The sequence below is a fragment of the Rhizobium sp. BK377 genome, from assembly GCF_014193935.1.
Lineage (GTDB): Bacteria > Pseudomonadota > Alphaproteobacteria > Rhizobiales > Rhizobiaceae > Rhizobium.
In genome coordinates this window covers 122,522-134,986 of sequence record NZ_JACIAC010000008.1, presented here as the reverse complement: position 1 = coordinate 134,986, position 12,465 = coordinate 122,522, and the positions used below count along the sequence as shown (strand labels likewise).

Sequence of the window (12,465 nt, the reverse complement as noted above, 5' to 3'; positions counted from 1 at the left end):
CCTCCCCGGCTAGGCAAGCGGCATGTAGATATCCGTTCGCAATTCGGTCGGCGCGACTTCGCGCGGATTGTTGAGATATTCCTCGAACATGACGCAGTCCCGGATCTGCCGGCCGGATCCCGGCAGCCACTGGGCGTAGAGCCACTGATAGGCCTTGTACATATCGGCGTAAGGCCCCTTGTGGTGCAGCACGGCATAATCGCCGCCTTCCACCACACGTCGCTCCAGCGGTGCGTTGGCAGCCGTCTCCTCACCTGCCGCGACACAGGCGACGGAGCGCAGGTTCTCGGGTTGCACGAGATCGGGGTCGTCAAGATAGACGCCGATCATGCGCATCTCCGGCTTTGCGAGTCCGCGGGCATAGAGCGTGCCGAACAACGTCTCGAAGGCCTTGCCGATCTCCATATAGGAACCGGTATGGGGAACGCCGATCAATTCGAGCGGCGGAATGGTTTTCAGGGTGACATCAAACATGGCTGTCGCCTTTCCGGAGATTGAGGGTTCGAAGACTGTGTGGCTTCCCTCTTTCCGGTAGCGTGCCGGCGGCATTCCGTAGACCGATTTGAAGATGCGGTTGAAGGACTGGAGATTGGGATAGCCTGATCGCTTCGCAATCTCGCTGACATCGAGATCCGTGCGGACGATGTCGCCCGCCGCGCGATGCAGTCGCAGTCGCTTGACAGTCGCCGCCAGCGTCTCACCGTAAATCGCCCTGTAGATCCGGTGCCAGTGATAGCTCGACAGGCAGGCGATTTCGGCCAGCCGCTCCATGTCCAGATCCTCGTCCAGATGATCGTGGATATAGGCCGAGACCCGTCTCACGCGGTTTTCGTAGAGCGCCCATGCCGTTTCACCCACCATGTCAAACCTCATGCAAATCGATCGGCTGCAGCAAAGCATAGTCCGGTTTGACAAATCCTGCGGACTTTCCATGAAATGCAAGAGCGTGCGCTTTCATCCTCTTCGGGAAAAACCCACGCAGAATGGAAGGGGCGTTCGCTTAAAACGAAAGGCGGGAACATGTCCCGCCTTTGCAATCGATCCGTATCAGAAGCTCAGCCTGCAAGTGCCGCTGCAACTGCCTCGAGCGCCTCGTCGGCCCTGGATCCATCAGGGCCGCCGGCCTGCGCCATGTCGGGACGGCCGCCGCCGCCCTTGCCGCCGAGCGCTGCGGAGGCGACGCGCACCAGATCGACAGCGCTGAAACGGCTGACGAGATCGGGCGTAACGGCCACGACGGCACTTGCCTTGCCATCATCGGATACGCCGATCAGCGTCACGACGCCGGAGCCGATGCTGGCCTTGCCGTCATCGGCGAGCCCCTTGAGGTCCTTCGGGTCGACGCCGGCCACGGCTTTGCCGAGGAACTTGACGCCGGCGACGTCGCGCACGGCATCGGCAGAACCGCCCTGCCCGCCGCCCATGGCGAGCTTGCGCTTGGCGTCCGCCAGTTCCTTTTCGAGCTTGCGGCGCTCGTCCATCAGCGCCTCGACGCGCGAGAGCACTTCCGACGGCTGAACCTTCAGCGAGGCAGCGAGTGTCTTCACGCGATCGTCCTGTTCGGCGAGATATTCGCGCGCAGATTCACCGGTGACGGCTTCGAGACGGCGAACGCCGGCACCGACGGCGCTCTCGCCGAGGATGCGAATGAGGCCGATCTGGCCGGTCGCCGATACATGGGTGCCGCCGCAGAGCTCGACCGAATAAGGCTTGTTGCTCTTCGCACCATGCAGACCCATACCCATCGAGACGACACGCACTTCATCGCCGTACTTCTCGCCGAAGAGCGCCATGGCGCCTTCCGCGATGGCGTCGTCGACGCTCATTAGGCGGGTCGTGACAGGCGCGTTCTGTAGCACGATCTCGTTGGCCATCTCCTCGACGACCTTGAGTTCGTCAGCCGTCATCGGCTTCGGATGCGAAACGTCGAAGCGCAGGCGCTCGGGTGCGACCAGCGAGCCCTTCTGGGCCACATGGGTGCCGAGTACTTCGCGCAGCGCCTCATGCAGCAGGTGGGTGGCCGAGTGATTGGCGCGCAGGCGCGAGCGGCGCGCATGATCGACCGTCAGCACGACCGCATCACCGGCCTTGATCACACCTTCAACGACCGTACCCAGATGCACGAACAGGCCCTCGCCCCTCTTCTGAGTATCTGAAATCTCGATCTTGCCGTGGTCGGACGAGATCACGCCGGTATCGCCCATCTGACCGCCGGATTCACCGTAGAATGGTGTCTGGTTGACGACGATCTGCACCTTGTCGCCGGCCTTGGCTTGGTCGACAACGGCGTTGTCCTTGACAACAGCCTGGACGACGCCTTCAGCCGTTTCGGTGTCGTAGCCCAGAAATTCGGTCGCGCCGTGCTTCTCCTTGAGCTCGAACCAGACGGTTTCCGTCGCTTTCTCGCCGGAGCCGGCCCAGTGCGAACGTGCTTCGGCCTTCTGGCGCTCCATCGCATCGGTGAAACCCGAAATATCGACACCGATTTCGCGGGCGCGCAGCGCATCCTGAGTAAGGTCGAGCGGGAAGCCGTAGGTGTCGTAGAGCTTGAAGGCGGTCTCTCCATCCAGCATGTCGCCCTTGGAAAGGTCGGTGGTCGCGTCTGACAAAAGCGACAGGCCGCGCTCCAGCGTTTTGCGGAAGCGGTTTTCCTCGAGTTTCAGCGTCTCGGAGATTAGCGCCTCGGCGCGCACCAGTTCCGGATAGGCGCGACCCATCTCCTGCACCAGCGTTGGCAGCAGCTTGTACATCAGCGGTTCCCTGGCGCCGAGCAGTTGGGCGTGGCGCATGGCGCGGCGCATGATACGGCGCAGCACATAGCCGCGACCTTCATTCGACGGCAGCACGCCGTCGGCGATCAGGAAGGCCGAGGAGCGCAGATGGTCGGCGATGACGCGGTGGCTGGCACTGCCCTCCGCCTTGACGCCCATTGTGTCCTCGATGGCCCCGATCAACGTGCGGAAGAGATCGGTGTCGAAGACGCTCTGGACGCCCTGCAGAACCGCGGCCATGCGCTCCAGACCCATGCCGGTATCGATCGACGGACGCGGCAGCGGGTTGCGCACGCCAGGCTCCGTCTGTTCGAACTGCATGAAGACGAGGTTCCAGAATTCCAGGAACCGGTCGCCATCCTCTTCCGGCGAGCCGGGAGGGCCGCCCCAGACATTCTCGCCCTGATCGATGAAAATTTCCGAACACGGACCGCAGGGGCCGGTATCTCCCATCTGCCAGAAATTGTCAGAGGTTGGAATGCGGATGATCTTGTCGTCGGAGAAACCGGCGATCTTCTTCCACAGCGACGCTGCTTCCTCGTCTTCGGAATAGACCGTGACCAGCAGCCGGCTCTTCGGCAGGTCGAAACCTTCGGTGACGAGCTTCCAGGCAAGCTCGATCGCATTCTCCTTGAAATAGTCGCCGAAGGAGAAGTTGCCGAGCATTTCGAAGAAGGTCAGGTGGCGTGCAGTATAGCCGACATTGTCGAGGTCGTTGTGCTTGCCGCCTGCGCGTACGCATTTCTGCGAGGTGGTCGCCGTCGAATAGGGACGCTTTTCGAGACCGGTGAAGACGTTCTTGAACTGCACCATGCCGGCATTGGTGAACATCAGCGTCGGGTCATTGCGCGGCACGAGCGGGCTCGATGGAACGATCTCGTGGCCGTTCTTCTTGAAGTAGTCGAGGAAGGTCGACCGGATATCGTTTACACCGCTCATTTCATGCCCTTCGATGCTGCCTGCAGGCAGGTAAAATTAAATCCATCGGCTTTTATCGTTCGACCTAGCCACTGTCCAGCGAACAAACAAAACCGGCCGCATTCTCGTGAGGGAATGCGGCCGGCAGGAAATCTGCTTCAACGGTAGAGGCGAAAATTACATATCGCCATCACCCGCGTCATCACCGGCATCAGGGCCGCCATTCTGCAGGAAGCGGTCGGCGATGAGGCCGGCGTTCTGGCGCAGACCCGTCTCGATCTCGCGGGCGAGATCCGGATTGTCGCGCAGGAATATCTTGGCATTCTCGCGGCCCTGGCCGAGGCGCTGGCTGTTATAGGAGAACCAGGCACCAGACTTTTCGACGATGCCGGCCTTGACGCCGAGGTCGATGAGTTCACCGGTCTTGGAAACACCTTCGCCATACATGATGTCGAATTCGACCTGCTTGAAGGGAGGCGCCATCTTGTTCTTGACGACCTTGACGCGCGTCTGGTTGCCGATCACCTCTTCGCGCTCCTTGACCTGGCCGATGCGGCGAATGTCGAGGCGGACGGAGGCGTAGAACTTCAGAGCATTGCCGCCCGTTGTCGTTTCCGGCGAGCCGAACATGACGCCGATCTTCATGCGGATCTGGTTGATGAAGATCACCATGCAGTTCGACTTGGAGATCGAAGCCGTCAGCTTGCGCAGCGCCTGGCTCATCAGACGGGCCTGCAGGCCTGGCAGGCTGTCGCCCATTTCGCCTTCGATTTCGGCGCGCGGCGTCAGCGCGGCGACCGAGTCGACGACGAGAACGTCGATAGCGCCGGAGCGCACCAGTGTATCGGTAATTTCGAGCGCCTGCTCGCCGGTGTCCGGCTGGGAGATCAGGAGGTTCTGCAGGTCGACGCCGAGCTTGCGGGCATAGACGGGGTCGAGTGCATGTTCGGCATCGACGAAGGCGCAAATGCCGCCCTTCTTCTGTGCTTCGGCAATGGTCTGCAGAGCGAGCGTCGTCTTACCGGAGCTTTCCGGACCATAGATTTCGATGATACGGCCCTTCGGCAGACCGCCGATGCCGAGCGCGATGTCGAGGCTGAGCGACCCTGTGGAAACCGTTTCGATCTCGACGATGCCCTCGTTCGAGCCGAGTTTCATGATCGAGCCCTTGCCGAACGACCGCTCGATCTGTGAGAGTGCCGCTTCGAGCGCCTTGCTTTTGTCCACCGATTTGTCCTCTACGAGCCGCAATGAATTCTGAGACATTCGATCCACCTTTAGGTTATTGACGCTGCTCTAGCAATGTCGCCGCTGATGTGAAGTTTGTACCCCATTTGTTCTTATTTCGCAATGGGGTTGCAAATAATTGAAAGAAAAAGGTAAAACGGCCCGTGTTCTATTTTTGTTTTATCGATGTAAAGCAACGGCTTAGTCTGCTCTGCGCGATTAACGAGGCCGCTTTGGCCTCCATTCGATTCGCTTCGGGGGTGCAGAAATGAGCGGCAAGATTCTTGTTCTCGGCGGTGCCCATATCGATCGCCGCGGCCGCATTGCCGGCGAGACGGCGCCGGGCGCCAGCAACCCCGGAACCTGGTTCGAAGAACCGGGCGGCGGCGGCTTTAATGCGGCGCGCAATCTCGCCCGGCTCGGCTTCGAGGTGACGATGATTTCGCCGCGTGGCGGCGATCCGATCGGCGAGATGGTGAGCGAGGCGGCCGATATTGCCGGAATTAACGACCGCCCCTTCGTCTTCCTCGACCGCAAGACGCCGAGCTATACGGCGATCATTGAGAAGGACGGCAATCTCGTCATCGCGTTGGCGGATATGGAGCTTTACCGCTTCTTCGTGCCGCGGCGGCTGTCGATCCGCTGGGTGCGCGATGCCTTCGCTGCCACCGATTTCATCCTCTTCGACGCCAACCTGCCCGAGGACACGGCAGCTGCGATCGTCGCAAGGGCCAAGGCGCTCGGCAAGCCGGTGGCGGCAATCGCCATTTCACCGGCCAAGGTGGTGCGCCTCCTGCCCTGCCTGGAAGGTATCGACTATCTCTTCATGAATGAGGCCGAGGCTGCAGCCCTCACTGGCAAGCGGCCGGACAATGCTGCCGGGTGGCCGTCGCTGCTCGGTGACATCGGCGTTAGCGGCGCGGTCGTCACCCGCGGCCAGCGCGAGCTTGTCGCCTTCAAGAACGGTCGCGCACTTCTCCTGCAGCCGCCGATCTCTGATGAGGTGGCCGATGTCACCGGTGCGGGAGATTCGCTTGCGGCGGGCACACTGTCTGCTTTGATGCACGGCCATCCGCTCGAAGAAGCGGTCCGCCATGGCGCGGCGGCAGCAGCCCTCACCGTCCAGTCGCGGCATGCGGTGAACGAAAATCTCGCGTCGGACCTTCTTCGCGACATGCTTTCGCTTGTCCCGGCGGCGAGAATTCTGCAATGAAGCGGCAACATCGATAAACGGATACGGACCATGACCAAACCTATCTCGCCCCTCCTGCCGATCTCCTATTCCAAGGAAGTGGCCGCCGCCAAGCAGCGCGGCGCCCCGATCGTGGCGCTCGAATCGACCATCATCACCCACGGCATGCCCTATCCCGGTAATATCGAGATGGCGCGCAGCGTCGAATCGATCATTCGCGATCAGGGGGCGGTTCCCGCCACCATCGCCGTCATCCACGGCACTCTGCATGTCGGCCTCGAAGCCGCTGAGCTTGAGCAGCTCGCCCGGGCGACGGATGTCTTGAAGGTGTCGCGCGCCGATCTCGCCTTCGCGATCGCCGAGCGTCGCACCGGCGCGACGACCGTTGCCGCCACGATGATCGCGGCAGCTCGCGCCGGCATCAAGGTCTTCGCGACCGGCGGCATCGGCGGCGTGCATCGCGGCGCCGAAGAAACTTTCGATATCTCCGCCGATCTGGAAGAACTGGCCCGCACCGGCGTCATCGTGGTCTGCGCCGGCGCCAAGGCAATCCTCGATATTCCGAAAACGCTGGAAGTGCTGGAAACCCGCGGTGTGCCCGTCGTCACCTATGAAAGCGATGAATTCCCGGCGTTCTGGTCGCGCTCCTCGGGTATCCGCAGCCCGCTGACGCTGAACAGCCCAGCCGCGATCGCCAACTTCCAGACGACGCGCGAACAGCTCGGCATCGATGGCGGCATGCTGATTGCCAACCCGGTGCCGGAAGCCGACGAGATCGCTCGCGAGGAAATGGAAATCTATATCGAACGCGCCCTCGACAGCGCCGAGCGCGATGAAGTTACCGGCAAGGCGGTAACACCTTACCTGCTGAGCACGATCTTCGATCTGACGGATGGCCAAAGCCTGAAGACGAATATTGCGCTTGTGGAGAACAACGCGCGGCTTGCAGCGGAGATTGCCGTGGCGCTTGGCGAGTAAGCCAACATCTGGCGCCGGCACCGCCAACGAGATCCATCGCGGAATGGCTTAAGGGGCGCACAGCGCCCCTTAATCATATCAACTATCCAGCGTCTCTTTCACCACCACAGCCAGCTGCTTCAGCGAGAACGGCTTCGGCAGGAAGCCGAACTTCGCTTCCGGCGGCAGGTTGCGGGCGAATGCGTCCTCGGCATAGCCTGACACGAAAATGAACTTCAGGTCCGGATAGTTCTTGCGCAACTCGCGCAGCAAAGACGGCCCGTCCATTTCAGGCATCACCACGTCGGAGACGACGATGTCCACCTTGCCTTCCAGCTCTTCCATGATCTCGAGGGCCTCGACCCCAGAGCCCGCCTCATGGACCGTATAGCCGCGCGTCTCCAGCATGCGCTTGCCGCCTCGCCGCACCGCTTCTTCGTCCTCGACGAGCAGGATGACGGCTGAGCCTGTCAGGTCTTCCGGCTGCTTCGGCTGGACGAGTTCCACAATCTGCGCACCGCCGGCCGCAACGGCTTGATCGGCGGCTTCCGCTTCGGCAGCCACCGCCGGTTCGACGATGTGGCGCGGCAGGAAGATGCGGAAGGTCGTGCCCTTGCCGACTTCCGATTCCGGCTGGATATAACCACCGGATTGCTTGACGATGCCGTAGACCATGGCGAGGCCGAGACCGGTACCCTTGCCCACTTCTTTCGTCGTGAAGAAAGGCTCGAAGATCTTGTCCATGATCTCGGGCGCAATACCGGTGCCGGTATCGGTCACTTCCACCAGCACCATGTCCTCATGCGGCATGTAGGAGTAGTTGAAGGCGGCGACTTCGGCGGCCGGCAGGTTACGCGTTCGCAGCGTCAGCGTGCCGCCCTGGGGCATGGCGTCGCGCGCATTGACGCAGAGATTGATCAGCACCTGCTCGAATTGCGAAAGATCGGTTTTAACAGGCCAGAGATCGCGACCATATTCGACGTCGAGTTTGACGTTGGTACCCGAAATTAGCCGGTCAACGAGCATGCGCAGGTCGCCGACGACATCGGTCAGGTTCAATACCGTCGGCCTCATCGTCTGCTTGCGCGAGAAGGCGAGAAGCTGGCGCACAAGCACTGCCGCGCGATTGGCGTTGCGCTTGATCTCTATCAGATCGGCGAAGCTTGCATCGGCAGGTCGCGCCTGCAGGAGCAGATGGTCGGAAGAGAGCAGGATCGCCGTCAGCACATTGTTGAAATCATGAGCGATGCCGCCGGCAAGCGTGCCGACAGCATTCATCTTCTGTGTCTGCGCCATCTGCGCTTCGAGCGCCTTCTGCTCGGTCACCTCGACCGCATAGACGATGGCCGCCTCTTCCGGCGCCTCGTCGGACTGGTCGATGACGGCATTCACATAGAAGCGGAAGAACCGCGCCTCGTCGGTCGGCGTGCGGGAATCGATCGGCGCGATATCGCCTTGTCGGTCCTTTGCGGCGGCCAGCGCTGCGGCAATCTGTGGCCGGTCGCTCTCCTGCACGATCGTTTCCAGAAGCGCGCCGCGCTCCAGATCGTCACGCGAGATGATATTGGAAAAGAGTTTCAGGAACGGTGCATTGGTGCGCAGGATCTTGCCATTGCCGTCGACGGAGGCAATCGCCATCGGCGTATTATTGAAGAAGCGGGTAAAGCGCATGGCGGCCGCCGAAGCCGACTGGCCGTTCTCGCCGTCCTTGTCGCGCGTCAGCACGATCGTCCGGCTCTCGCCCGGCGCCCCGTCACGCATGGAGGTGACGCGGTGGATGATCTGGACCGGCAGGCTCTGGCCGTTTGATTTGCGCAGGTCAAGGTCGAGTGTGACGGTCTTCTTCAGACCCGGCTCGGCCTGTACCGACTGGATCAGCGCCAACCCCTCGCCCGCGACGAGATCTCCGATAGTCATCGAGCCCGGCATGAATTTGGTGAGGTCGAGACCCAGCCATTCTGCTAGCGTTGCGTTCAGGTAGAAAATCTCACCCTTGCGTCCGGCTGAGAAGAAACCGGCCGGAGCATGGTCAAGATAATCGATGGCGTTCTGCAGCTCTTTGAAGAAGCGTTCCTGGTCCTCGCGCTCGGCGGTGATGTCGGTGATCTGCCAGATCTGCAGCGGCTTTTTGCCGCCTTCTTCGGGTGTCAGCTGCCGCGCCTTCAGGCGATACCAGTGGGCGCCGGCGCTGCTTCCAGGCCCGACGGCACGCAGGAGGCGGAATTCCTCGCGGCCTTCCCGGCCCTCGCGCAGGCCGTTCACCAGCCGATAGAGCGCCTCGTTCGATTCCCGGTGGCGCGACAGCAGCGTCTCCAGCGTCTGCACTTCAGTCGCCTTGCGTGCGCCGGTCAATGCGCCATAGGCGGCATTGGCATAAACGATGCGGCCCTTCTCGTCTGTTATCAGCGTTCCGTCGGGATGGCTGTTGAGAAAAGCACGCGCCAGACTGTCTGACTGGCGCTGCGGCATGACCTCGATGAAACCGATGACCGAGGAGACGAGGAAGAAGATGCCGACCATGGCGAGAACGCCGAGACAGCCGAGGACCAGCTCGTTGCCGAGGGAATCCTTGAAGAAGACGAAGCCTGCCGCCGCCGCGATCAGAACGATCGCCAGCAGAATGATGCGTATCGCCGTGCCGGAACGCCCCCCATGATCCACGAGCGGTGCGTTATAGTCGTCGACCTGACGCGATTTCGTCATCTATTCCTCGCATAAGCCCTTCCTGCCGCGCTCGCAACGCCGCTACGAAACAGGAATCAGGCAGTCTTTCCTTCTTATCAACTTGCTGCGCCCGCAAAAACACCAGCTTTCGTCAGACTGCTTGAATTCACAGGCAAACGCGCCAGTTTGCCTCTAAGCTCGCCCGGCCAAATAAGTTGCATGACACGAAAAGGCCTTCGTTGGTGCCTGGACAGAGCCGGCGGCTCTTGCCTAAGAAACGGAAAAGTCGTCTCTTGTGCCATAATGCGAAATGGAGTGCGTGCCTATGTTCGATGATGTTGTAGGAGCTTACGGTAGCCGCTTCCTGCTTGCCGCCGGCGGCGTTGGTATTGCGCTCATCCTGCTCATCGCCATTCTCTGGTTCCTGCGCAACCGTGCGCCCTCGCCCTTCGTTCGCGGCGGGCGCAACCGCCAGCCGCGCCTTCAGGTGCTCGATGCAGCAGCCGTCGATGCCCGTCGCCGTCTCGTGCTCGTGCGCCGCGACAATGTCGAACACCTCGTCATGATCGGCGGTCCGACCGACATCGTCATCGAAAGCCGCATTCTGCCGGAGCAGGAGACGGAAATGGCAGGCGAGTTCCGTCCGCTGCAGGCCGAAGAACGCGCGCTCATCCAGCCGCCGCCTGCCCCGCAACCACGGCCAAAACCGGTCGCACCGCCTGTGGCCAGAACCGGTGAATCCGATTTCGAAACCCACAGGCCGGAGCCCGCTCCGGTCATCGCGCCACCGGCCGAGCCCGTCCGTCATCGGACCGAAGTGCCGGTCACTCCGGCCGTCGCCCCGCCGATGGCCAGCCAGCAGCAGACGTTCGCTCAGCAGGCACCCGTCCAGCCGAACCCGATTCCGACGCTCACGGCCGAACGTGGCGATCCACAGCGCCCGGTGCCGATTCAGCCGTGGCAGCCCGAACGCCCCGCCCCCGTGCAGGACGCGGCCAACGCCGCCGATATTCTCGATGCAGCCCGTCAGCGCGTGCTGCCGCAGCAGCGCATCGAACCGCAGGTATCCGCACCGGCCCAGAGCGTTTCCGCCGTTTCGCACGTCCCCCGTGTCGCAACGGAAGACGGCGGTTTGCAGTCAGCCGACATTCGCCGCGATTTCCAGCGCATCCTCGATGAAGAAATTTCAGCCAATCCTGCCGCCGAGCGCGTGGTTCCCTCACCCAATACCCAGCAGGCTCGCCCTGCCTCGCAGCCCGGTTCTTCGCAGTCCGGCTCCCCTCAGTCCGGCTCCCATCAGTCTGGCTCAATGCCGCGCCGTGATCCCGAAATGGCGCCGATCACAGGTGCGGATGCCGCCCTTCAGAAGGAAGTTGCCCGCATCTTCGGCGAAATGAGCGTCAATCGTGACAAGTGAGCGGGCGGGACAAGTAAAAGCTGGGGTCGTATGATCCGGAGCAAGAACCGCCAAAACAAAAAGGCACCGCGATCGTCTCGGGGTGCCTTTTCATTTCCATCTGGGAAGTGATTATTCCGGGAGCGATTATTCGTCCCGGTAAACCTTTTCGCGGCGCTCGTGGCGTTCCTGCGCTTCGATCGACAGCGTGGCGATCGGGCGGGCGTCGAGGCGTTTCAGGCCGATTGGTTCGCCGGTTTCCTCGCAGTAGCCGTAAGTGCCATCTTCAATACGCTGCAGGGCTGCGTCGATCTTGGAGATCAGCTTTCTCTGTCGGTCGCGGGCGCGAAGTTCGATCGCCCGGTCGGTTTCAGAGGATGCACGGTCGGCGAGATCGGGGTGGTTTGCGCTTTCCTCAGCCAGATGGTCGAGTGTTTCGCGCGCTTCTCTAAGGATATCGTTTTTCCAGGCAACCAGCTTGGCTCTGAAGTAAGCGCGCTGGTTCGTATTCATGAACTCCTCGTCTTCCGAGGGTACATAATTGCTAAGATCGATCTTCTCACTCAACGCGATTCTCCTGAAGAACATCTCATCTGGCCGGGTGTATATCCCAAGGGCTATCCGCGATTCAAGCCAAATAAGACAGGCAAACAGATTTTTAAATCTGTCATAAATTTAAGCTAACAGACTATTTTCGCATCGTTATTCCGAATAGCGATTTTTGCTTCGCTTTCAAAACGCGGTGTTTGAGCTTCGCTTTTGCGACCTTGGAAGCCTGTGGGCGGTTGACGTTGCCGGACTGCAACCGCTACTGAAAAGGCTCCGTTCGAAGCTGGATTTGCCCATGGCCGCCCTCCTGCCTCCACCCCACCGGATCTACCTGCTGCGTCATGCCGAAGCCGCCTGGGCCGAGCCGGGACAGCGCGATTTCGACCGCCCACTGAACCAGAAGGGTTACGGCGATGCCGAGATCGTCGCCGACCGCGCCGCCGACAAGGGTTACCGTCCTGATGTCCTGATCAGTTCCACCGCGATTCGCTGCCGTGACACCGCCGAAGCCATGCATCGGGCCATGGGCGAAACGCTCGACATGCGCTTCGTCGACACGCTCTACAACGCCTCGGTCGATACTTATCTCGAAATCATCGACGCCCAGGACGTTGGCACCGTCATGCTTGTCGGCCATAATCCGACCATGGAACAGGCCCTGCAGGCACTGATCGGCCATGAAGCAATGGCCTCCTCTCTACCGTCAGGTTTCCCGACATCGGGTCTTGCGGTCATCGATTATGATGCTTCCGCTTTGACTTGGCGTCTCATCGATTTCGTCATCGATTAGA

At 61.2% G+C, this 12,465-nt stretch carries 9 protein-coding genes; 4 read left to right on the top strand and 5 right to left on the bottom strand.

Features of this window, described 5'->3' with window-relative positions; translation table 11 throughout:
- Positions 1–9: 9 nt before the first annotated feature.
- The 3 genes from FHT92_RS25975 to recA form a co-directional block, all read right to left on the bottom strand.
- Positions 10–861 (bottom strand): GyrI-like domain-containing protein, encoded by an 852-nt coding sequence (locus FHT92_RS25975; RefSeq protein ID WP_183830756.1) that lies wholly within the window; start codon positions 859–861, stop codon positions 10–12.
- 194 nt (positions 862–1,055) lie between these two features.
- Positions 1,056–3,710, bottom strand: a complete 2,655-nt coding sequence (alaS, locus tag FHT92_RS25970) for an alanine--tRNA ligase (RefSeq protein WP_183830754.1) — start codon at positions 3,708–3,710, stop codon at positions 1,056–1,058.
- A gap of 156 nt (positions 3,711–3,866) precedes the next feature.
- Positions 3,867–4,955, bottom strand: a complete 1,089-nt coding sequence (gene recA, locus FHT92_RS25965; protein WP_183746827.1) for a recombinase RecA — start codon at positions 4,953–4,955, stop codon at positions 3,867–3,869.
- A gap of 229 nt (positions 4,956–5,184) precedes the next feature.
- Between recA and FHT92_RS25960 the strand changes: the two genes are divergently transcribed.
- On the top strand, positions 5,185–6,129 hold the full coding sequence (locus FHT92_RS25960; protein WP_183746824.1) for a carbohydrate kinase family protein: 945 nt from the start codon (positions 5,185–5,187) through the stop codon (positions 6,127–6,129).
- Between the two features lie 30 nt (positions 6,130–6,159).
- On the top strand, positions 6,160–7,086 hold the full coding sequence (locus FHT92_RS25955; RefSeq protein ID WP_183746821.1) for a pseudouridine-5'-phosphate glycosidase: 927 nt from the start codon (positions 6,160–6,162) through the stop codon (positions 7,084–7,086).
- Positions 7,087–7,164: 78 nt separating this feature from the next.
- Here FHT92_RS25955 and cckA read toward each other — a convergent pair whose 3' ends face one another.
- Positions 7,165–9,768 carry a cell cycle histidine kinase CckA gene (gene cckA / locus FHT92_RS25950; protein ID WP_183830752.1) on the bottom strand — a complete coding sequence of 868 codons (2,604 nt, stop codon included), beginning with the start codon at positions 9,766–9,768 and terminating at the stop codon, positions 7,165–7,167.
- A gap of 286 nt (positions 9,769–10,054) precedes the next feature.
- Here cckA and FHT92_RS25945 point away from each other — a divergent pair, with 286 nt between their 5' ends.
- Positions 10,055–11,146: a flagellar biosynthetic protein FliO gene (locus FHT92_RS25945; RefSeq protein WP_183746815.1), complete on the top strand. Its 1,092-nt coding sequence runs from the start codon at positions 10,055–10,057 to the stop codon at positions 11,144–11,146.
- 126 nt (positions 11,147–11,272) lie between these two features.
- Here the strand turns inward: FHT92_RS25945 and dksA are convergent, their stop codons facing one another.
- Positions 11,273–11,692, bottom strand: a complete 420-nt coding sequence (gene dksA / locus FHT92_RS25940; protein ID WP_007826301.1) for an RNA polymerase-binding protein DksA — start codon at positions 11,690–11,692, stop codon at positions 11,273–11,275.
- Between the two features lie 277 nt (positions 11,693–11,969).
- On the opposite strand from dksA, the gene FHT92_RS25935 reads away from it, so the two are divergent.
- On the top strand, positions 11,970–12,464 hold the full coding sequence (locus tag FHT92_RS25935) for a histidine phosphatase family protein (RefSeq protein ID WP_183830750.1): 495 nt from the start codon (positions 11,970–11,972) through the stop codon (positions 12,462–12,464).
- Position 12,465 lies beyond the last annotated feature (1 nt).